Annotated in this window: 22 protein-coding genes; 10 read left to right on the top strand and 12 right to left on the bottom strand. The window is 71.1% G+C overall.

Features of this window, described 5'->3' with window-relative positions; genetic code table 11:
• Positions 1-99: 99 nt before the first annotated feature.
• The gene (locus E1294_RS01555) at positions 100-390 is read right to left on the bottom strand and encodes a hypothetical protein (protein WP_132503805.1); all 291 of its coding nucleotides are present in this window, start codon (positions 388-390) and stop codon (positions 100-102) included.
• A 271-nt stretch (positions 391-661) separates the two neighbouring features.
• Here E1294_RS01555 and E1294_RS01550 point away from each other — a divergent pair, with 271 nt between their 5' ends.
• Positions 662-1,000 carry a DUF3040 domain-containing protein gene (locus E1294_RS01550; RefSeq protein WP_132503804.1) on the top strand — a complete coding sequence of 113 codons (339 nt, stop codon included), beginning with the start codon at positions 662-664 and terminating at the stop codon, positions 998-1,000.
• 103 nt (positions 1,001-1,103) lie between these two features.
• On the opposite strand, the gene E1294_RS01545 is transcribed toward E1294_RS01550, so the two are convergent.
• Positions 1,104-2,609 carry a serine/threonine-protein kinase gene (locus tag E1294_RS01545; protein ID WP_165977026.1) on the bottom strand — a complete coding sequence of 502 codons (1,506 nt, stop codon included), beginning with the start codon at positions 2,607-2,609 and terminating at the stop codon, positions 1,104-1,106.
• A 122-nt stretch (positions 2,610-2,731) separates the two neighbouring features.
• Here E1294_RS01545 and E1294_RS01540 point away from each other — a divergent pair, with 122 nt between their 5' ends.
• The 4 genes from E1294_RS01540 (at position 2,732) to E1294_RS01520 (ending at position 6,421) form a co-directional block, all read left to right on the top strand.
• Positions 2,732-3,157, top strand: coding sequence for a hypothetical protein (locus tag E1294_RS01540; RefSeq protein ID WP_132503802.1), 426 nt, complete (start codon positions 2,732-2,734; stop codon positions 3,155-3,157).
• A 44-nt stretch (positions 3,158-3,201) separates the two neighbouring features.
• Entirely contained in the window at positions 3,202-3,930 is a 729-nt protein-coding gene (locus E1294_RS01535; protein WP_220447496.1) for an FHA domain-containing protein, read from the top strand.
• A gap of 33 nt (positions 3,931-3,963) precedes the next feature.
• Positions 3,964-4,578, top strand: coding sequence for a thioredoxin domain-containing protein (locus tag E1294_RS54270; RefSeq protein ID WP_220447495.1), 615 nt, complete (start codon positions 3,964-3,966; stop codon positions 4,576-4,578).
• Positions 4,579-4,744: 166 nt separating this feature from the next.
• On the top strand, positions 4,745-6,421 hold the full coding sequence (locus E1294_RS01520) for a glycosyltransferase family 2 protein (RefSeq protein WP_165977025.1): 1,677 nt from the start codon (positions 4,745-4,747) through the stop codon (positions 6,419-6,421).
• Between the two features lie 12 nt (positions 6,422-6,433).
• Here the strand turns inward: E1294_RS01520 and E1294_RS01515 are convergent, their stop codons facing one another.
• Both E1294_RS01515 and E1294_RS01510 read right to left on the bottom strand, forming a co-directional pair.
• Positions 6,434-7,702: a sensor histidine kinase gene (locus E1294_RS01515; RefSeq protein WP_132503801.1), complete on the bottom strand. Its 1,269-nt coding sequence runs from the start codon at positions 7,700-7,702 to the stop codon at positions 6,434-6,436.
• A gap of 130 nt (positions 7,703-7,832) precedes the next feature.
• The gene (locus E1294_RS01510) at positions 7,833-8,672 is read right to left on the bottom strand and encodes an alpha/beta fold hydrolase (RefSeq protein ID WP_132503800.1); all 840 of its coding nucleotides are present in this window, start codon (positions 8,670-8,672) and stop codon (positions 7,833-7,835) included.
• A gap of 116 nt (positions 8,673-8,788) precedes the next feature.
• On the opposite strand from E1294_RS01510, the gene E1294_RS01505 reads away from it, so the two are divergent.
• From E1294_RS01505 to E1294_RS01490, 4 genes are all read left to right on the top strand, one after another.
• Positions 8,789-9,397 (top strand): TetR/AcrR family transcriptional regulator, encoded by a 609-nt coding sequence (locus tag E1294_RS01505; RefSeq protein ID WP_132503799.1) that lies wholly within the window; start codon positions 8,789-8,791, stop codon positions 9,395-9,397.
• 297 nt (positions 9,398-9,694) lie between these two features.
• A complete protein-coding gene (locus E1294_RS01500) occupies positions 9,695-10,099 on the top strand; it encodes a hypothetical protein (RefSeq protein WP_132503798.1) in 405 nt (134 codons plus the stop codon).
• Positions 10,072-10,602 (top strand): flavodoxin family protein, encoded by a 531-nt coding sequence (locus tag E1294_RS01495; protein WP_132503797.1) that lies wholly within the window; start codon positions 10,072-10,074, stop codon positions 10,600-10,602. Before E1294_RS01500 ends, E1294_RS01495 begins: the two co-directional genes overlap by 28 nt.
• Positions 10,599-11,270 carry a DUF4386 family protein gene (locus E1294_RS01490; RefSeq protein WP_132503796.1) on the top strand — a complete coding sequence of 224 codons (672 nt, stop codon included), beginning with the start codon at positions 10,599-10,601 and terminating at the stop codon, positions 11,268-11,270. The genes E1294_RS01495 and E1294_RS01490 overlap by 4 nt, the downstream gene beginning before the upstream one ends.
• Before the next feature lie 64 nt (positions 11,271-11,334).
• Here the strand turns inward: E1294_RS01490 and E1294_RS01485 are convergent, their stop codons facing one another.
• From E1294_RS01485 to E1294_RS01450, 8 genes are all read right to left on the bottom strand, one after another.
• Positions 11,335-11,604 carry a GlsB/YeaQ/YmgE family stress response membrane protein gene (locus E1294_RS01485; RefSeq protein ID WP_132503795.1) on the bottom strand — a complete coding sequence of 90 codons (270 nt, stop codon included), beginning with the start codon at positions 11,602-11,604 and terminating at the stop codon, positions 11,335-11,337.
• Positions 11,605-11,680: 76 nt separating this feature from the next.
• Positions 11,681-12,451 carry a GolD/DthD family dehydrogenase gene (locus E1294_RS01480; RefSeq protein ID WP_132503794.1) on the bottom strand — a complete coding sequence of 257 codons (771 nt, stop codon included), beginning with the start codon at positions 12,449-12,451 and terminating at the stop codon, positions 11,681-11,683.
• On the bottom strand, positions 12,448-13,032 hold the full coding sequence (locus E1294_RS01475) for a ribose-5-phosphate isomerase (RefSeq protein WP_132503793.1): 585 nt from the start codon (positions 13,030-13,032) through the stop codon (positions 12,448-12,450). The genes E1294_RS01480 and E1294_RS01475 overlap by 4 nt, the downstream gene beginning before the upstream one ends.
• A 29-nt stretch (positions 13,033-13,061) precedes the next feature.
• Positions 13,062-14,810 (bottom strand): dihydroxyacetone kinase family protein, encoded by a 1,749-nt coding sequence (locus tag E1294_RS01470; protein WP_132503792.1) that lies wholly within the window; start codon positions 14,808-14,810, stop codon positions 13,062-13,064.
• Positions 14,811-14,853: 43 nt separating this feature from the next.
• Positions 14,854-15,876, bottom strand: coding sequence for an NAD(P)-dependent alcohol dehydrogenase (locus E1294_RS01465; protein ID WP_132503791.1), 1,023 nt, complete (start codon positions 15,874-15,876; stop codon positions 14,854-14,856).
• A gap of 44 nt (positions 15,877-15,920) precedes the next feature.
• Positions 15,921-16,961, bottom strand: coding sequence for a substrate-binding domain-containing protein (locus tag E1294_RS01460; protein ID WP_425465189.1), 1,041 nt, complete (start codon positions 16,959-16,961; stop codon positions 15,921-15,923).
• Between the two features lie 58 nt (positions 16,962-17,019).
• On the bottom strand, positions 17,020-18,039 hold the full coding sequence (locus E1294_RS01455) for an ABC transporter permease (protein ID WP_132503789.1): 1,020 nt from the start codon (positions 18,037-18,039) through the stop codon (positions 17,020-17,022).
• The gene (locus E1294_RS01450; protein WP_132503788.1) at positions 18,036-19,583 is read right to left on the bottom strand and encodes a sugar ABC transporter ATP-binding protein; all 1,548 of its coding nucleotides are present in this window, start codon (positions 19,581-19,583) and stop codon (positions 18,036-18,038) included. The genes E1294_RS01455 and E1294_RS01450 overlap by 4 nt, the downstream gene beginning before the upstream one ends.
• A gap of 417 nt (positions 19,584-20,000) precedes the next feature.
• Here E1294_RS01450 and E1294_RS01445 point away from each other — a divergent pair, with 417 nt between their 5' ends.
• Positions 20,001-20,759: a DeoR/GlpR family DNA-binding transcription regulator gene (locus E1294_RS01445; RefSeq protein WP_132503787.1), complete on the top strand. Its 759-nt coding sequence runs from the start codon at positions 20,001-20,003 to the stop codon at positions 20,757-20,759.
• The last annotated feature ends 32 nt before the right edge of the window (positions 20,760-20,791 follow it).

Genomic DNA, 20,791 nt, shown 5'->3' with positions numbered 1-20,791 from the left:
TGGCGACATCCATGTCGCTCAAGGCATGCGCAGATTGATATGACGGCACATCAGCGTACACCGTGGTATTACGCGACGGAACGGCCGCGCGACCGTGCGTCACCGCTCGCGGTGTGCCGCCTCCTCGAGTGAGCGCCGGTGCTCGGCGAGCAGCCGCCCGTTGTGCCGGATCTGGACCGCCTCGTACGGGCAGAGCTGCCGGGTCACGTACGTCCTGGCGATCGCGTCGGCGTCGCCCCGGTCGACTCCCCAGCCGACCGTGCTCCACCGCGCGCGGCCGTCGTCTCCCGTGGTGTCCAGGACCACGATCTCGAAGAGCTGGCCGGTGGGCGGAGGCGTGCAGGCGGTATGCCCGCGATATTCCTCGCGTGGCCGGTGCGGGACAGTCACGCCACTCCTTTCCGCCGGGACGAAGCCGGCAGCGATCACAGGGCCGGGCGAACACGGGCATGCCCTGGCCCCTCGGGCGTAAACATGGCAAGAGATCTGGCTGGTAACGGTAACGGGCGATTCGCGGCGAACGTCCAGGGTAGGAGCGCGGCGGCTGACCAGCATCGCCCCGTCAGGGGCGGCGCGAAGGAACGTTCCCCCCGGCAGGACGAGGGAGAACGATGTGACCAGCTTCACGCCCGGCGACTGGCCTCCGGCCCTGTAGCCGACCATGAGCCTGTCGGACTGGGAGCGAAGGGCCCTGGCCGAGATGGAGCAGGAGCTCCGCCGGGAGGACCCTCCTTTCGCGCACCGCATCGACGCGCTCAACGCGTCGCCGTGCCGCCAGGACCCGCAACGGTTCGCCTGCCAGGTGTCCGCGTGCGAGGTCGTGTGCGTGTTCCTCACCGTGGTCGTGCTGACCGGGCTGTGCGTGCTGGTCATCCTCACCGCCGGCCATCGCCAGGCCCCGCCGCCGTCCCAGATCCGCGTGCCCAGCACGGTCACCGGCCAGCCGTCCGCACCGCCGGGCGGGCACGCCAGGACGACGCAGCCCGCCGTCTCCCCCTGACCGCGCGTGGGCCTGGCGTCCTCGGCGTGCGCCGGCCTGAGCACGGCGCGCAGGCCGGGTGGAGCGTCAGGCGGGCTGGTAGTCGCGCAGGCCGGGTGGAGCGTCAGTTGGACTGGTAGTCGCGCATGTAGCGGGCCACTTTGGTGGTGTAGTCGTGCCACTTCGCCGGCACGCCCTTGGCCTGCTTCAGCGGGGCGACGCCGCTGCGGTAGAGCGCGGCGAGCTTCAGCGCGGGATCGCCGGGAACCTTCCCGACCTGAGGGCCGAGCCGGCACATGAACCGCCCTATGGACACGATCGACAGCTCGGGGCTGAACGGCGGCGAGGGCTTGGGACGCTGGAGGCCGCCCGGCTGCCAGTGCCACAACACCTCGGGGGTCCACCTGGCGATGCCGTACTCGTCATTGGCCTTGTCGGAGAGGTCGGGGTCGTAGCCGGACTCCGCCTTGAGCATCGCGGCGATCAGGGCCGGGCTCAGACCTGGCAGCTCGCAGTAGGTGCCGGCCTGCACGATCAGCTCGCGGTATTCGTCGGGGATGTCGGAGTCGGCGCGCAGGTAGCCGCCGGTCGCGTCGCCCGTGGACGACGCGACCGGCGAGCCGGCCGTCGTGCCCGGCTCGGGCGGCGGATCGACGGGAGGTGACGCGGTCAGCGCCACGGCCGTCACGGTCGCGGCGGCCACGACGACGACTCCGGTGCCGACGACGATCGCCGTACGCCGCCCCGGCCGCCGCGGGCCCTCGTGCGATGTCCCGTCGTGGCGCGGTTCCTCCTCGGGTGGTCCGTCGTCGTCCCGCGGTGCGGGCGGAGGAGTGGGCTCGGGAACGGTGGACGACCTCAGGGCCGCGCCGAACGCGGCGGCGTCGGGCCAGCGGGCCTCCCGGTCGGGATCCAGGGCCCGCATCACCGCGACGTCGACCACCTCCGACACCTCGGGATTGAGCGCGCTGGGCGGCACGCGGTGCTCCGGCTTGGCGGGGACCTTCCCGGTGAGCATGTGGTACGCCAGCGCGCCCAGCCCGTGCACGTCGGCGCGCGCGTCCGGCGCCCCGTCGAAGTAGAGCTGCTCGGGGGCCTGATAGCCGGGCGATCCCGCGGGCAGCGTCAGCCCGCTCAGATGGTCGGTCGACCGCGCGATGCCGAGATCGGCCACCATCACCCGCTCACCACCCCCGGGACGGGAGCAGAACAACACGTTCGACGGCTTCAGATCGCGGTGGACGACCCCGATGCTGTGGAGCACCGCCACACTCTGACAGATGTCGCGCATCACGCCGATCGCCTCCTCGACGGGGAGCGGGCGGCTGGCCAGGCGATCCGCCAGGGTGCCGCGGTCGGCGTACGTCATCACGAAGTAGGGCCGGCCGTCGTCGAGTTCGCCGATGTCGAAGACCTGCACCAGCAGGTGGGAGTCGGCCCTGCGCAGCAGGCGCGCCTCCTGCAGGAAGCGCTCGCGCACGTCGGACTTGCGGGCCCAGTTGTCCGCCAGGATCTTGACCGCCACCGGCGAGCGCAACTCGTCATCGTGAGCCAGATGCACAGAGGCGAACCCCCCGACGCCGATGAGCTGCTCGATCCGGTAACGACCTGCGTGGGATGGAGCCGTCATTCGGCTCATCATGGCCGATCGGCACGGGGTTCGTCCATGTCCCCTCGCAGCTGACAGGTTTACGCGATCGCCAGGTGGCGCCCAGGATCGGGTTGCAACACCGAAACGGGGAGGAACGCACCATGATTGTTCGACGGGCCGCGATCGCGGGGGCCTGCACCCTGGGCCTCCTGGCCGCCGTCGCACCCGCCGCGCAGGCCGCCGGAGACGGTCGGCCGTGCGGCAAGACGTACAAACACGGCAGCTACCAGGTCCAGAACTGCCCCGACTGGTCGCCGAGCGGAAGCATCCCGGTCTACAAGTCGGCGAAGAAGGGCACGATCGTCGGGTACATCAACCCCGCGGGTAACGACTGGTATCTGTGCGAGAAGGTCGGCGCCCGCCATGAGCTGGGCCGCTACCACAACTACTGGTGGGCGGCCACCATGGCCGACAACGACCGGTGGGGCTACGTGAGCGAGGTCTATTTCCGCGGGGGCGGAAACGACGAGCCCGACGCCGGTCTGCGCACATGCCGCGGCCCCGGCGGCAAGCCGTTGCCCGCGTGACGTGACCTCGACACCTTTATCAGAACACGAGTAGGGTCCCTCCGATGCACAGCACGATCCTGATCCAGATGGCGGCCACGCCGACCGACGACCGGCCGTACTCTCTGGAGCTCGGGCCGGGCGAGCAGGCGTTCTTCGGGCGCGGCACCCCAGGCTCGCCGGTGGACATCGTGCTGGACGACCCCGCGGTCTCCCGCCGCGCCGGCAAGATCGTCGCGGTGGGAGACTACTGGCTGCTGTCCAACCTCAGCACGTCGAAGACGTACGTCGTGGAGAACCCCGAGGGCGGCGGGGAGTTCGTGAAGGTGCAGCCGGGGCGCGTCGGGGCGCCGATCTCGTTCGAGTTCTCCCGGGTGAGCCTGCCCGCGGTCGACGGCACGGTGTCGTTCCTGGTCTTCGCGCCGCAGCACGTGCACGTGCCGCCGGGAGGCGCCGACGGCGGCGCGGCCACGCAGGTGGCCTACCCTCTCGACCAGAACGCCAAATACTTCCGCATCCTGGTGGCGTTGTGCGAGCCGCGCCTGCGCGACCCGTCGACCTCGCGCATCCCGACCATCCCCGAGATCGCCGAACGGCTCCCCGACCTGGGCCTGAGCCGCACCGCCATCGGCTTTCACATCGGCTATCTCGCGGAGAAGAAACTCCACGTCAAGAGCCCGCAGGGCAGCGACGGCAAGGCCGACTGGCAACGCCACGCGCTGGTCTCGCTGGCCCTGAGGTTCGACCTGGTGACCAGCGAGCACCTCGCGCTGCTCCCGGTGCCCCGCCGCTGAACGACGGGCGGCGGATGGGGGATCATCAGGGTCATGGAGATCTGGATCAATCCCGGCTGTTCCAAGTGCCGCTCGGCGCTGTCGATCCTGGACGCCGAGGCCGCCGCGTACACCGTGCGCCGCTATCTCGACGATCCTCCGACGGAGAGCGATATCCGCGAGGTGCTGGCCAGGCTCGGCCTCGAACCGTGGGACATCACCCGCACGGGTGAGCCGGTCGCCGCCCGGCTCGGCATGGCCTCCTGGCCGCGCGAGCCAGGCGACCGTGACCGCTGGATCGGCGCGCTGGCCGCGAACCCCGTCCTGATCCAGCGGCGGTGCGCGGGCTTCCTGCCGGTTGATGAAGCCGGCCTACATCCTTCGGCTGACCCGGCTCAGACGTGGGTGACCAGGAGGGTCACGCCGACCTCCCCCCGCAGTCCACGAAGACGGGACCGACGCCGTTGCCGATCGTGGAGACAGGTTCGCCTTGGCCTTGAACCCGCGCGGGTCGTCCTCGATGATGCGGATGTTCTCCAGGGCCGGCTTGCCGTTGAATCCGGACAGCACCGCCTTGAGCCTCTTGCCGCCGCCGCAGTGGCCCGTGATGGTCACCTCCTGTGGGTAGCCGTGGAGGCGGCCGGAGGTTCTGCTCCCGGCGGTCTGTGAGGGAGGTCACTACGGCGGGAGCGGGGTTCCTGTGAGCTTGCTGGCAGGAACGACCTGGGCCGACGCGCCGCGGAAGCGTTCTGACCGATGGGTTTTGCCAGGAAGGTGGCGTAATGTAAAGCGCCGTCCGCCACCCCGAGCCGACTGTCAGAGGAGCACCACGCGCATGTCCGACAATCGTCCCGGCCTCCCGCACTCCCCGGAAGATCTGGTGCCGGACGGTGGCGTGCGGCGCGTGCGCGGCAACGACTACCGCGTACTGCAGCCGCCGGAGCGGTTCACCCCCGAGCTGCGGGTCAGCGTGATCATTCCGGCCTACGGCGCCCAGGACAAGCTCGACCTGGTGTTACAGGGTCTGGCGCGGCAGACGTACCCGGCCGCGCTGACGGAGATCATCGTCGTCGACAACGGCACCTCGCCCCCGCTGCGCCTGCCCGGGGGCACGGCGGCCCGCCTGGTCGTCTGCGACAAGCCGGGCCGGGCCTGCGCCCGCAACGCGGGGCTCGCCGAGGCCACCGGCGACGTGATCTTCTGGCTCGACTCCGACGTGGTGCTGACGCCGGGCGCGACCGAGGCCCACATGCGCTGGCACCACACCGCCGCCTACCTCTCGGTGACCAGCTACATCAGGTTCACCGAGGCCCCGCTGCCCGAGGTGCTGCCCGACGACCTGGAGGCGGCGTTCGAGCCGGCCGCGCCGCACGCCTGGCTCGTCGGCCTGGTCGAGCGCACCGACGGTCTCACCACCAACTCGCCGCGCCCGTTCAGCCTGCACGTCGGCGGCGCCACCTCCGTCAACGCCGGCCTCGTCCAGGCGGCCGGGCCCATGGACGACGACCTGATCCTCGGCCAGGACACCGAGATGGGATTCCGCCTCTACCAGGCGGGAGCGGTGTTCATCCCCGAGCCGCGGGCCCGCGCCTACCACCTCGGGCCGACCATGCGGATGCGCAAACAGAAGAGCATCGACCGGGTCAGCCACGCGTTCGTCGCCGACCGCATCCCGGCCTACCAGTGGCTGCGGACACACCCCACGCGGGAGTGGAAGGTGCCCAACGTGACCGCTGTCGTCGACGGCACGGCCGGGTACGAAGCCGTCCGCACCAGCGTGGACGCGCTGCTCGCGTCGACCGTGGTGGATCTGTCCGTCGTCGTGGTCGGCCCGTGGGACGCGCTCGACCGCGACCGCCGCGCCCCGCTCAACGACCCCAACCTCGACCTGGTGCTGGTCCACGGCCACTACGAGCACGAGAGCCGGGTACGCCTCGCGACCGCGGAAGAGGTCGACCCGCGCGTCCCGTTCGTGTTGCGCCTGCCGGCGGGCTGGGCGCCCGGCGAGGACAGTGTGGCCGTGCTGCTCGACCTGGCCCGCGTCGAAGGGCTCGGCCTGATCGAGGTGGCGCTCGACGAGCCGGCCGGCGACGCGGTGACGGCCAGGCTGGAGCGCGTGTCCTCGTTCGCCCGCGCCCGGCTCGTCGCCCGGGCGGGCGAGCCGCTCGACGACGCCGTGGAGGCCGTCGCGGGCGTCCAGCGTGTCGACGGCGACAAGCACGCCTTCACTCGCGAGCCCGGCGAGCTGCTCGGCCGGCGCAGCGCGTACAAAGCCAGGATCCAGGCCAAGGCCGAGGCGGCTCGCCTGGCCAAGGAGTCAGAGCGGCTGCGCGCGCAGGTCACCAGGTGGCGGGACGAGGCCGCGCGCTGGCGCAAGAGCACCGTGGAGCTGCGCCGCGAGGTCGGCACGCTGCGCCGCGAGCTCTACGCGGCCCAGAAGGCCCAGCGCGGCATGCGCGCCACCCTGTCCGTCACCGTGAAACGTGCCCTGGGCAAGCGGTTGCGCGGCTGACCGGGACGGGGCTCAGGTCCCGCAGGGGAGGCTGACCCGGAGGGTGGTGGGTCCGCCCGGAGGGCTGTCGAACACGAACGTCCCGTCGTGCGCCTCCGTACGACGCCGGATGCCGCCGATCCCCGACCCGCTGTTCTCGTCGGCCCCGCCTTTCCCGTCGTCGATGACCTCGACGTGCAGCAGGTCATCGTGGCGGCGCACCCGGATGTGGGCCCGCCGGGCCCCGCTGTGCTTGGCGATGTTGGTGAGCGCCTCGGCCACCACGAAATAGGCCGTGGCCTCGACGGACATGGCACACCTGACGGGGATGTCGGCGTCGATCGAGCACGGCAGCGGGAAGGTCGTGGCCAGGCCGTCGAGCGCGTCGGCCAGCGACCGTTCGGCCAGCACCGGCGGCAGGATGCTGCGCACGACCCCGCGCAGTTCGGCGAGCGCCTGCTCGGCGGCGCCATGGGCCTGGTCGAGGATGTCCTCGGCGGCGGCCGGGTTGCGCGCCACGGCGCGACGGGCCGCGCCGACCAGCACGTTGACGGCGACGAGCCGGTTCTGCGTGCCGTCGTGCAGCGACCGTTCGATCCGCCGCAGCTCGGTGGCGTGCGCGTCCAGCGCGGCGGCACGGGTCGCGGTCAGCTGCGCCACGCGTACGCCGAGGTCGTCGGGATCGGGGGCCAGGAGCCGGCGTCCCGGCCAGGCCTGCAGCCACGCCATGGCGGGCGAGAAGGTCATGGTGATCGCGATCCACACCGGAGCCACCAGGACGATGGCCAGGGCGCTGGGCACGTCGTCCACGGTCCAGAGCCCCAGGCCGCCGTCGGAGGCCTCGCCCGGCGGCAGCAGCCACCACCACGCCCAGAACGTGGCGTCCTGCAGGGCTCTGATGGGCACGGTGAGGCCGAGCGAGCCGAGGAACAACCCGAACGAGGCGTGGGTGACGACCCAGACGAGTTCCCTGCGCACGGTCCGGTCGGCCAGCGCGGCGCGCAGCCCGTCGGGCACCGGCTCAGGGATGACGAGCTCATGGCCCCAGTCAGAGAGACGGGAGCGCTCCCGGTTCGCGACCGCGCGTAGCCCGTGCAGCGCGGCGGGCGCCAGCAACACCCCCACGCCGATCACGGACGTGAGTGCTGTGGCGACCAGCATCATGACCGTGACCAGCGCCAGGACCCCTGTGCCGAGCCCGCTGATGAGGCGTTCGAGCGCGTCCACGGTGGCCCGGCCACGGGCGAACACGTCCCATCGATCGGCAGGCCTCCTGCGGTTCCCGGCATCGCGGGTTGGCATCCGCATCTCCTCAACCAGACGACAGGCCCAGGCGGTGAGAGATCACGGCCGGGGACCACAGCAGGCTACACCCGTGCTTATCGCCTTGTTGGGGGCTTAGTCAGGGCATGTCAGGCGTTACCGCCTGTCGTCAGCTGAGGAACGCCGCGACGGTGCTGACGAAGCGGTCGGCGTCGTCGAGCCACGGGAAGTGGCCCGCTCCGGGCTGGACGGTGAGCGTGGCGTCCTTGAACAGGCCGGCGTACTCGGTCATGGCGGGGAGCGGAGCGGCCACGTCCACCTCCCCGGCGAGCAGCAGGACCGGGCCGCCGAAGGCGGCGAGCGCCGCGCGGGTGGCGGCGGGCTCGAAGGCCCCCTCGCCGCCGAACGCGGCCGCCGCCTCGTCGTTGCGCTGCTCCTCGTCGGCGGCGTGGTGAGCCTGGGCCGCCGCGTCCCACCGGCCGTAGGTGAACGGCGTGATGGCCTCCCAGTCGTCCGCCGTGGCTGTGCCCGCCGTGGCCGCCTCCAGGCCCGCGTACGCCCGCGCGAACCAGGGCTCGCCCGCCCGGAGCCGCGCGGTTTCGCGCCGCCACTCCCCGCTGATCTCGATGCCGACCGCCCGCGTGCTCGGTGTGATCAGCGCGAGCCTGCCGGTGTGCTCGGGGTGCCGGGCTGTGTACCGCACCGCGAGGTTCGCGCCGGCGGAGTGGCCGAGCAGGTCGATCCGGTCGAGTCCGAGGTGCAGGCGGAGGGCTTCGACGTCGTCGACGAGGCGGTCGCAGCGGTAGGCGGAGGTGTCCGCGGGCGTCGCGGACCCGCCGGTGCCCCGCAGGTCCAGCATGATCAGGCGCTTGTGCGCGGACAGGCCGCCGAGCTCGCCGAGGCAGGCCGAGGGCAGCATCGGGCCGCCCGGCAGGCAGATCAGTGGGGACCCGTCACCGTATACGTGGTAAGCGAGCACGGCGCCGTCATGCGCGGACAGGGAAGGCATGGTCCGGATCCTGTCAGCGCCGCTCCGGCCGGGCAACGGCTTTTCCCGCCGTCCGGAGCCGCACTTCAGGAGCGGAGTAAAGTGCGCATGATGCGCAGTTACTACGAGGGGCGGCCATGCCACCGGCGATCGATGACCCGCACAACGCGCGCAGCCGGCGCACCCGCGACGCCCTGCTCGCAGCCACCAGGGAGATCCTGGAGAGCGACGGTTTCGACGCCCTGACCATGGCCGAGGTCGCCGAGCGCGCCGGCGTCTCCCGGCGCGCGGTCTACCTGCACTTCCGTTCGCGCACCGACATGGTCACCGCGCTGTTCGGCTATGTGGCCGGCCGGGAAGGGCTGGCCGAGTCGCTGTCCGAGGTCTGGGAGGCCGCCGACTCGACCGAGGCGCTGCGGGCGTGGGTGCGCCATCTGGTCCGCTATCACCCGCGGCTGACCGCGATGAACCACGCGCTGAACCGCGTCGATCCCCAGGACCCCGACGCCGCGCGGCACAAGACGACGGTCATGACCGCCCAGATGGACAACTGCCGCCGCATCGCCGCCCGGCTCGCCGACGAGGGCAGGCTGGCGTCTCCCTGGACCGTCGACACGGCGGCCGACATGCTCTGGAGCCTGATCTCGACCGACCTGTTCGACCGCATCCTGGTCGATCGCGCCTGGCCGGAGGAGCGGGTCCTGGAGCATCTGCTGGTGCTCTACGAGTCGACGTTCGTTCGCTGAGCCGCTTGATCGCCTGTGCCGGCCGCCGCTCGGCCGCACCTGGCTGAGCCCTCTGCCGCGGGCGGGGGTCGCACAGGCCGTTCACGGCGTCTCCCTTCCGGCTCGGGGCGTATCGAGGGCCGGCCGACGCGCGCGCCGGCGCCGGCCGGTCGACCACGCTACTGGGGTTGTCCGGGGCCGCACGATCGAGCCGGCGGCCGGGAATCCCTCGTTTTCGGCCGTCCTCTCTTGCTGAAACTTCTCATGATGTGTAGTTTCCAGAACTGCGCAGCATGAGAAGTTGGGGGGATCGGACGGATGAACGGGGAGACATCGCGGGACCGGTGGTGGCTCGTGGCCGCGAGCGGGATCGCCGTGTTCATGACCCAGCTCGACGCCACGGTCGTCAACGTCGCCATCCCCACCATCCAGGAGGGGATGGGCATCGGCCCCAGCCTGGCCGCCACGCCCCGGCAGCTGCTCGGCGCCACCGCCGCCACGACGAGCCTGGCCCGCCAGCTGGGCGTGGCTCGGCCCGGCACTGGCCACCGGCGTCTGGGCCTTCTCCGGCTACGACCTGCAGGGAATGCGCCTGGCCGTCGTGCTCGCCACGGCGCTGGCCTGCGCCAGCGTGCTGGCCCTGACCCGGCCGGCCCACCGGCCGCTGATCCGTACGACACAGTGAAGGAAGAACGATGTCCGAACCCGTCAAGACCGCCGTGATCTACTACAGCGCGACCGGCAACGTGCACAAGCTCGCCACCGCTCTCGCCGAAGGAGCGGAGAAGGCCGGCTCCGACGTACGCCTGCGCAAGGTGGCCGAGCTGGCCCCGCCCCAGGCCATCGCGAGCAACCCGCAGTGGGCCGAGCACGTCGAGAGCTCCCGCGACGTCGCCGAGGCCGGCATGGACGACCTGCTCTGGGCCGACGTGGTGCTGCTCGGCACGCCGACCAGGTATGGGGCCATGGCCAGCCAGCTCAAGCAGTTCATCGACACGACCGGCCCGGCCTGGCAGAAGGGGCTGCTGGCCGACAAGGTCTATGGTGCCTTCGGCTCGGCCGGCACCCGGCACGGCGGCTCCATCCAGTTCCAGGCCGGCACGCCGTACGGCACGACCCACGTCGGCGGTGACGGCGTGCCCGGAGACCTCGCCCTGGAGAGCGGCCGCTACCAGGCGCGGCGCGCGGTCGAGACCGCGGCGAAGCTCAAAGCGGGCCGCACGTGACCCCTGACCGCCGGATCGCCGGGTGGTCCGGCGTTCTGGCCGGCGCCGGTCTGGCGGTGGAGGCCGCGTTGTGGACGGTCAGCGGCTGGAGCCCCGCCACGTTCGCAGATCCGGCCGCCGCCCTGGAGTTCCTGCGCGCGGGGGGCGGCGTGCTGCGCCTGGCGATGCTCTCGGGGTTCGTCAACCTGGTGTTCCTCGTGGTGTTCGTGGCGGGACTGGCCGCCCGGCTGAAGGACGGCACGCCCACGCTCGCGGCGGCGACCCTCTGGTTCGGCATGATCGGCATCGCCACGCACGTGCTCGTGCCCCTGAACCATTGGTACGGCGTGCCCGCCTTCCTCGCCGCCGCCGCGCGGGATCCTGAGTCTGCGCAGGCCGCCTGGACGGCCTATGCCGTCGCGGGCCACGACGCGCCGAGCGGCGCGGGCAGTCTGTTCCTCGGCCTTTCGATGGTCACGGCGGGCTGGGCCGCGGTCGCCGGGCGGGCGCTGCCGGCGTCGCTGGGGTGGCTCGGCCTGGTCACCGGCGCGGCCACCGTGCTGACCGTCTTCGCGCCGGACACCGTGTTGTCCGGGGTGGCGGGGGCCGTGGCCATGCCCTCGCTGCTGCTCGCCGTCGTCTTCCGCACGTGGGGCGGGATCGTGCTGATCAGGACGCCTGCGCTCTGAGGGCCACGCGTGACGGGTGACGGGAGACGGGCGGCCGCAGCCGCGCCGCCCGTCGCCCTGTGCGTCACTCGCGTCGTTTGCCGTACATGCCGACCGACAGCGAGACGCCGAGAGCGGCCAGGGCGACCTGGATGCCCAGCTCGATCCAGTCGACGCCGCCGGTGTCGGCGACACCCAGAGCCGCCGCGATGGCCGTGCCGATCAGCGCGGCGACCACGCCGATCACGATGGTCAGCCAGATGGGGATGCGTTGCCGTCCAGGGATGACCAGCCGCCCAAGTGCGCCGATCACGATGCCGATGATGAGGCCGGAAATGATGCCGGTGATCTCCACGCTGAACTCCCGAAACTCGGTGGTCCGCCTGTCTGCTCAACGATCGCGCACCGCCGGCGGTTCCTCCAGCCGCCGGTCACCGGATGGTGTAGCCGCCGTCCACGAGGATGTCCGCGCCGTTGATCATGTTGGCGCCGTCCGAGGCGAGGAACAACGCCGTGGCGGCGATCTCCTCGGGATGGGCGAAGCGGCCCGTGGGGATCTGCGCCTTCAACGCGTCGCCCTTCGGCCCCTCCCACGCCTTGCGCCCCAGATCGGTGAGCACCACGGTGGGGGAGATGGTGTTGACCGTCACCCCGCGGCCGGCCCACTCGGAGGCGAGCACCTTCGACAGGCCGACCACGCCGAACTTGGAGGCGCAGTAGGCGGCGTGCTGGTCCAGGGCGACCGTGGCGGCCTGGGAGGCCAGGTTGATGATCTTGCCGCCGCCGGCGGCCAGCATGTGCCGCCCGACCTCCTGGCACATCAGGAACGTGCCCTTGAGGTTGATGTCGATCGTCCGGTCGAAGGCGCTGACGTCGAGGTCCTCGGCCGGGGCCAGGATCGCGACACCGGCGCTGTTCACCAGGATGTCGATGCGGCCGTAGGCGTCCACCACCGCGCCGGTCGCCGACCGGACCGCGGCCGGATCGGACACGTCACACGCGAACCCGGCGTGGCCGTCCCCGAGCTCCTTCGCCCGTGCCCCGGCCGCTTCGTGGTCGATGTCCACCACGGCGACCCGGGCTCCCTTGACCGCGTACGTGGCGGCGATGGCGGCGCCGATCCCGGACGCGCCGCCGGTCACCAGCGCCACCCTGCCCCGCAGCCCGAACGTGAGGTCGGGCGCCTTCTCCGCTGCCGTCATGAGCACTGCTCCTCGCTGTTGGTCTGTACGGCCTGCTTGTCCTGCGCTTCGCCGGTGATGAGGGACGAGTGCACCAGTTCCTCTCCCAGCCGCAACGTCTCGGCCTGGTCGGCCAGGTCGTGCCCCGACTCGTAGCTCAGGAGGGTCCTGACCTTGGCCGCCGAGCTGGAGTTGGCGTCGAAGCGGTAGCCGAGCCACTCGCTCGCCAGGCGGCGGGCCAGCTCCAGGCCGACGACCCGTTGCCCGAAACAGAGGATCTGGGCGTTGTTGCTCAGCACGGACCGTTCGACGGAGAAGCTGTCGTGCGCCGTCACCGCGCGGATGCCGGGCACCTTGTTGGCGCTGATCGCGACCCCCAGCCCGGTGCCGCACACCAGCAGCGCGCGGTCCGCCTCGCCGGCGGCGACCATCCGGGCCGCCATGACGGCGATGTGCGGGTACGGCGTCGTGTCCTCGGCTTCGACCCCGATGTCGACGACCTCGGCCACCCTGGTGTCGCTCTCCAGGTCGGCCTTCAGGACGTTCTTGTACTCCAGGCCGGCATCGTCGGAACCGACGATGATCCGCCATTGGTGAGGCATGGCCCCCCATCCCTTCCTCTTCGTACGACTCAGCGGGCGGGCTGCAGCACGTCCGCGACGGCGAGGGCGCACAGGGCGAGCGACGTCGCGCCCGCGTCCGGGGTCCCCACGCTGCGTTCCGCGAGCGGGCGAGCCCGCCCGATCTGGGGACGCAGGCCGGCGGTCGCCTCGGCCGCGGACTCGCACACCCGCGCGGCCTCCCGCCAGGCGGCGGGCAGTTCCGCTCCGGACCTGACGCGTCCGGTCAGCGCCTCGCAGAACGGGGCGAACGCGTCGACCATCGTCTTGTCGCCGGGCTTGGCCTTTCCAAGGTCGAGCAGCGCCCGCAGCCCGGCCGCGACGGCGTCCGCGACGTCGGAGCCGGTGATCTTCTCGCGGTCGTCGCCCAGACCCCGCCCGATGGCGCACAACATGGCGCCCCAGAGCACGCCTGACGTGCCGCCGGCCTTCGCGGCCCACGCCTCGCCCGCCGTGAGCAGGACCGACTGCGCTCCGGCCCCCGCGTCGGCCGCGTCACGCCCGGCGTCGACCGCGGCGGACGAGCCCTTGACCATCCCGCGCCCGTGATCGCCGTCGCCGGCGGCGGCGTCGATGCGGCCCAGCTCGACCTCGGCCCCGGCCATGGCGGCGGCCATCGCCTCCAGCGCCGAGACGACGGTCTGGGCGCAGGCGCGGGAGGCGGGCGAGCCCGGCGCGGGCGCGGACGGTTCCTCTGAGAGCCGCCCTCCGGCCGGTTGTTCCGAGCGCGACCCGACGTCACGGCGGGCCGGCGCACGCGGTTCGACGCGGCCCCTGCGGAAGGCCGGAGTCTCGGCGGGCGCGCACCACAGCCGCTCAAGCTCGTCGTCGAGGAAGACCAGGGTCAGGGAGCACCCGGCCATGTCCAGGCTGGTGACGAGCTCGCCCACCTCCGGCGCGACGACCTGGAGCCCCTCTTCCGCGAGCAGCCTGGCCACGGTGCGCCAGACGACGAAGAGCTCCTCGTACTTCGTGGTGCCGAGGCCGTTGAGTATCGCGGTCACCCGGTTGCCGGATCCGGCGGGCTTCTCCGCCACGACACCGGACACCAGCCGCCGGGCCAGCTCGGCGGCCGGCGGCAGCGTGTCCTCGCCCACGCCGGGCTCGCCGTGGATGCCGAGGCCCACGCCCATGCGCCCACGAGGAACGGTGAAGAGCGGCGCGGTCCCGCCGGGCAGGGTGCACCCGTCGAAGGCCACCCCCAGCGTCCGGGTGCTGGCGTTGGCGTGGCGGGCGACCCGTTCGACCGCGTCGAGGTCGTAGCCTTCCTCGGCGGCGGCTCCCGCGACCTTGAACACGACGAAGTCCCCGGCGATCCCGCGGCGTTCGCCGATCTGCGACTCCGGCGCGCTGGCGATGTCGTCGGTGACGAACACCACGCGGGTGTCGATGCCCTCCTGGCACAGCCGCTGCTGGGCGAGGGTGAAGTTCATGACGTCCCCGGCGTAGTTGCCGGTGGAGAAGAGCAGGCCGGCGGAGCCGGCGGCGACCCTGCCCACCGAGTACGCGTCCTGTGCCGACGGCGAGGTGAAGATGTTCCCGACGACGGCGCCGTCGGCGAACCCGGGCCCGACCACGCCGCAGAAGGCGGGGTAGTGCCCGGACCCGCCGCCGACGACGACCGCGACCTTGCCCGGCGGTGTCTCGGTGGCGCGTACGACACCGCCCGGCACGCCGGTCACGGTGCCGCGGTGCACGTCCAGGAAACCGGCGAGCATGTCGTCGGTGAAGGTGCTGGGGTCGTCGTACAGACGAGTCATCTGGGTTGTCCCTTCAGTCGCGACGGGCGAGCGCGCCTGCGTGTCATTGCTGAGGGTTGATCACTGATTTGACGGCGAGCGGGTCGCGTTCGGCGGCGAGCAGCGCCGCCTCCGATTCCGCGAGGGGGAAGTGGCCGGTGACGAGGCTGTCGACGTCGACCTGTCCCGAGGCGGCGAGCGCGATGGCCGTGGGCCAGGTGTTCGCGTAGCGGAACGTCCCCGTGACCTCGATTTCGCGGCTCTGGATGAAGGTGAGCGGCAGCGGCAGCCCGTCGTCGCCCATCCCGACGAGCACCGCGCGGCTCGCCCTGTTCAGGGTACGCAGCCCGTCGACCGTGGCGCCCGGGTGGCCGGAGCATTCCAGCAGCACGGTGGGCTCGGTCCCCGCCTCGCTCAGGGGCGTGTCCGCGACGTTGATCGTGGCGGTCGCGCCCAGGTCCGCGGCGAGCTTGAGCCGGTGCGGGTTCAGGTCGGCGACCACGATCTCGGTGGCGCCGAAGGCGCGGGCGCACTGCGTCGCCACCAGCCCGATCGGTCCCGCCCCGGTGATCAGGACGCGGCTTCCCGCGCTCACGCGGCCCTTGCGGCAGGCCCAGACCCCGACCGACAGGGGTTCGAGCAGCGCCGCCGCGTCGTCCGAGATCGAGCCGGGCACAGGGTGGGCGAAGGCCGCGTGGACGGTGACGAATCCGGCGAGCGAGCCGTCGATCGGCGGCGTCGCGAAGAACCTCATGTCCGGACACAGGTTGTAGCGGCCGGCGAGGCACTCCGGGCAGGTCAGGTCGGGCACCCCGGGCTCGACGGACACCCGCTGCCCCATCCGTGAGGCGTCCACGCCGGGCCCCACACCGGCGATGACGCCTCCGGACTCGTGTCCGAGCACCATGGGCCGCTCCACCACGAAGTCGCCGATGCGGCCGTGCTGGTAGTAGTGGACGTCCGAGCCGCAGACGCCCACCGCGTTGACCTGCACCAGCACCTCGCCGGGGCCGGGCTCGGGGACGGGGCGCTCTTCGATCGCCAGCTGCTGGATTCCACGCAGGACCGCTGCCTGCATCGTGGTCATGGAGGATCTCCTCACGTACGCGGTGCTCGGGCTGGTACGGCGGCCTACTTGGCCGTCTCCTCGTTGGCGATGTCACCGGTCTTGAGGTTCGCCTCGATCAGCGCGGGCAGCTGCTGCAGGAACTGGTCCTTCTTGGTGACCACGTGCTCCATGTAGGTGTCCACGTTGTCCGAGGTGACCTTGGGCATGAGGTAGACGGGGTTCCTGTCGACCTCCTCGCCCTTGGCGATCTTGGCGGCCACGGCCAGGCCGGTGGCCAGCTCGACGGTGCCGTGCTGCAGGTTGGTGCCGATGAAGTCGCCGCTCTTGACGGCGTTGAGCCCGTCCTCGATGCCGTCGACGCCGACGATCGGGATCTTGACGCCGGCCTCACGCGTGGCCTGCAGGGCGCCCAGCCCCATGTCGTCGTTCTCCGCGACGACGCCGTCGATCTTGCCGCCGAAGCTGGACAACCAGTTCTTCATCTTGTTGACGGCCTCGTCGCGCTTCCAGTTGGCTGTGTCCTTGGCGAGGATCTTGATGTCGGGGTACTTGGCCAGGATGTTCTGGATGCCCTTGGTACGGTCGATCTCTCCCGACTGGCCGAGCGGGCCCTGGAGGACGACGATGTTGCCCTTGCCGTTGAGCTCGTCCGCCATCATCTGCATCTCCTGCTCGCCGGCCTTGACGTCGTCGGGCAGGACGGTGCCGGCCAGGTCTTTGCTGTCGAGCCCGGCGTTGACGGCGAGGAACGGGATGTTCTTGGCCTTGGCCGAGGCGACCTGCGGACCCAGCGAGTCGGCTTGGACGGGGACGACCATGATGGCGTCCACGCCGGCGTTGACGAACTGGTCGACCTGGCTCGCCTGGGTGCTGACGTCCAGGTTGGCGGAGTTCCAGAGGACCTCGATGTTGTTGGCCTTGGCGTAGGCGTCGATGCCGGCCTTCCCTGCGGTGATGAAGGACGACATGTCGTAGACGCTGATGCCGACCCGGATGCCTCCCTCACCGGACGCGCCGGCGTTGGGGTCGCCGGCGCCGCAGGCGGAGGTGGCCAGCAGGGTCGCGCTCACCGCGGCGAGGACGATGGCACGCAAGCTTTTCATGCGCATGGAAACTCCATTGGTGCGTTTTCGTGCGGGTCTGTGTGCGGAGGCGGGGCGGTCAGCCCCTGCGTTTGGCGGACCAGACGTCCACGGTGACTGCGGCGACGATGAGCGCGCCCTTGATCACGCTCTGCCAGTAGGCGGGCACGACGAGGATGTCGAGGCCGTTGTTCAGCGTCTGGATGAGGAACAGGCCGAGCGCCGTGCCGAGGATGCTGCCCCGGCCGCCGAGCAGGCTCGCGCCGCCGATGACGACGGCGGCGATGGCGTCCAGCTCGTAGCCCTGGCCGAGGTTGGGCGGGCCGGAGATGACCCTGGAGGCGAGCATCACGCCGGACAGCCCGGCGAGCAGCCCGCTGAGTGCGTAGACGCTGAACAGGATCCTGGTGGTCTTGACGCCGGCGATCTGCGCCGCGACGGGGTTGCCGCCCACGGCGTAGACGCGCATTCCGTACGAGGTTCGCTTCATGATCAGGGCGAGCGCGATGATGCCGACGATCATGACCACGACGGGGATCTGCAGGCCGAGGATCTGGTTGTTGGCGATCTCGCCGAAGTTCTGCGGAAGGCCGTTGATCGGCGCGCCCTGGCCCACGACGTACGCCAGCCCGGACGCCGTGGTCAGCATGCCGAGCGTGGCGATGAACGGTGGCACGTTCACTTTCGAGACGAGGAAGCCGTTGACCGCCCCCGCAGCGAGCCCGACCAGCATGGCGACCAGAAGGGACAACCAAAGCCGCTCGGGATGATCCTTCACCGTGTAGGCCGCGGTCATCGCGCTGAGAGCGATGACGCTGCCCACGGACAGGTCGATGCCGCCGGTGAGGATGACCAGCGTCTGGCCCAGCGCGATGAGCGCGAAGGGCGCCGCGGCGATGGCGATCGTCTGGAGGTTGTCCACCGTTCCGAAACGTGCGCTGCGGTAGCTGAAATAGGCGATGATCAGGAGCATCACCACCACCATCGAGTGGCGGATCAGCTGGTCGCGGATCCATGGTCCGGACAAGCGCCAGGTCAGGAGCCGTGCGGCCGTTCCTCCGGGGTTCGTAGGCTCCTGGGCTGACTCCTGCGAGGTCATCGGCCCTCCTTCTCGGTGTGTTGGGGCGCGGGGCCGGTGTCCGGGTTCAGTCCGGCGGCGTACCTGAAGATCACGTCCTGGACGTGGGGGGAGGACAGGTCCTCGCGGGTCAGCTCGCCCGCGACCGCTCCTCCGCGCATGACGAGCGCCCGGTGGGCAAGGCTGAGGATCTCGGGCATGTCGGAGGAGGCCATGACGACGGCCATCCCCGAGGCCGCGAGCTCGGTGATGATGCGGTAGATCTCGCTGCGCGCGCCGACGTCGACGCCGCGGGTGGGTTCGTCGAGCAGGAGGACGTTGACGCTGCCGGTCAGCCAGCGCGCCAGGACCACCTTCTGCTGGTTGCCGCCGGAGAGCGTGCCGACCTGCTGTGACAGCCCGCGACTGCGCAGCTTGACCGACTCCATCGCCGCGCCGACCTGTCTGCCGCGGCTGCGCTGCCGCAACCATCCGGCGACGGTGAAGCGGGACAGCCGGGGCAGGGAGCCGTTGTCCAGCACGTCCATGGTCAGCACGGCCCCGGCTCCTTTGCGGTCCTCCGGGACGAGGGCCATGCCGCGGGTGATCGCGGCGGCGGGGGCGTTGCGCTTGACGGGCCTGCCGGCGACGGTGACGGTCCCCGCGGTGCTCTTGCGCACGCCGAAGATCGCTTCGAGGAGTTCGGTACGGCCTGCCCCCACGAGCCCGGCCAGCCCGAGGATCTCGCCGCGGCGGACGGTCAGGTCCACCGGCCGCGGGTAGCCGCTGACGTGCAGCCCGCTGACCTGAAGGGCGACCTCGTCACCGGGGGCGTGCAGGTCGGGGAAGAAGTCCTGGAGCTCGCGCCCGATCATCGCGTGGACGATCTCGTCGTCCGTGATGTCGCCGATCGCCCGGTCGAGGGCGAGCCCTCCGTCGCGCAGCACGACCACCCTGTCCGCGAGGGCGCGGATCTCCTCCATCTTGTGGGTGGTGTAGAGCATGGCGACGCCCTGCTCGCGCAGCGTGCCGATGACGGCGTAGAGCCGTTCGACCTCGCGTTCCGAGATGGCCGAGCTGGGCTCGTCCAGCAGCAGGATCCGTGCGCCGCCGCTCGTGCTCTTGGCGATCTCGACCAGTTGCCGCAGGCCGACCGGCAGCCGCCGCATGGTCGCCTGCGGGTCGATCTCCACGCCGAAGACGTCCAGGAGCTCGCGGGCCCTGCGCGCCATCGCCCGCCGGTCGAGCAGCCCCGCTCGGGTGCGCAGCTCCCGGCCGATGAACAGGTTCTCGTACACCTTCATGTCCATGATCGGCGCGAGTTCCTGCGGGATGATCGCCACCCCGTGCCGGTGGGCCGCCTGCGGATCGGCATGGGGCAGTGGCTCGCCGCCGACCAGGACCTGGCCGTCGTCGGGCTTGACCTGGCCGGAGGCGATCTTCATCAGCGTCGACTTGCCCGCGCCGTTCTCTCCGGCGAGGGCGGTGACGGAACCGGCCTCGAGTGCCAGAGAGACGCCCTTCAACACGGGCACGCCGCCGAATGCCTTGGCCAGATCCCGGCACTCCAATGCGACATCTTCCACGACTGATCTCCAGTCCCGGCCTTGACGGCTCGGCGCTTGGTCGAGGTCCGCTCGGGGAACGGTGGCGGTCCTGAACGGGTCCGGACGTGAACGAGAACGTGACGGTGCGAGAAGCCGATCCAGGTCAGAGTGGTCGGCGCTCGCCCCGGCAGGTTCCCGAGCGACATCCCTTTGTTTGCTTGTGTGAACATCACACGAGACGACATACCAGTGTCAAGGGTGTGTTACCTATTCGATACATGTTGTATGGACCGGCGCCTGGCGCTCATTGACCAGGGATAGTCCCGCATTACTCAGCCTTGAACTCGCTGACCGCATCCTCTATCGTTCACTCGCCAGCAGGTCCATGGCGTCTCCGGATGAGACTGCGGGTGTGACAGTTGACAAGACTGAACAACAAAGGAGAGCGAAGACGGCATGGGCGTCAGGAGCAGCGTGGATCTGGAGAGCAGACGCCAGGCGCTGGCCGAGCTACTGTCGTCCAGCGGCAGTCTGCGCATCGAAGACCTGGCCGCCCGCTTCGGGGTCAGCACCATGACGATCCGGCGGGATCTGCAGGCGCTGGAGGACGAAGGCCTGGTCCGCCGCGTGCGCGGCGGCGCCGTCAGCTCGGCGCAGCCCTTCGAAGCACGTAAGAGCCGGGCCCGCAGGGCGAAGGAGGAGATCGCGCGGAAGCTGACCGGCCTGGTGCCCTCCGGCGGGGTGGGCATCTGCATGGACGCCTCGTCGACGCTGGCCGTGCTCGCCGGCTCGATGCCGACCGCCGAGAACCTGTCCGTCGTCACCGACGGGATCGAGACCTTCCTGACCCTGACCAGAGACGCGCGGGTGCACGCCTACCTGACAGGGGGCCAGAAGGACCCCAACGCGGGCAGCCTCGTCGGCCCGCTGACCTCCCTGGCCCTGAAGCAGTTCTCATTCGCGCGGGCGTTCCTGTCCGCCGCCGCCATCGACCCGCACTTCGGCACCAGTGAGTTCAGCGCGGAGGAATGCGAGATCAAGCGGCTCATGGCCGAGCTGTCCGAGCATGTCGTCATGGCGGTCGACTCGCAGAAACTCGGCACGGGAGCCGCCGCCCGCTGCCTGCCCTGGGACGGGATCGACCTGATGGTCACCGAGCTCGACGTCTCCGACGACCGGCTCGACCCTTACCGCGACCACGTCGAGCTGCTCTGATCTCGCCCCCACGTGGCGGCCCGTGGCGGCGC

The sequence above is a fragment of the Nonomuraea diastatica genome (assembly GCF_004349015.1).
Classification (GTDB): domain Bacteria; phylum Actinomycetota; class Actinomycetes; order Streptosporangiales; family Streptosporangiaceae; genus Nonomuraea; species Nonomuraea diastatica.
Note: the sequence above shows the minus strand (reverse complement) of the source record. Positions and strands in the feature narration are given on the sequence as shown.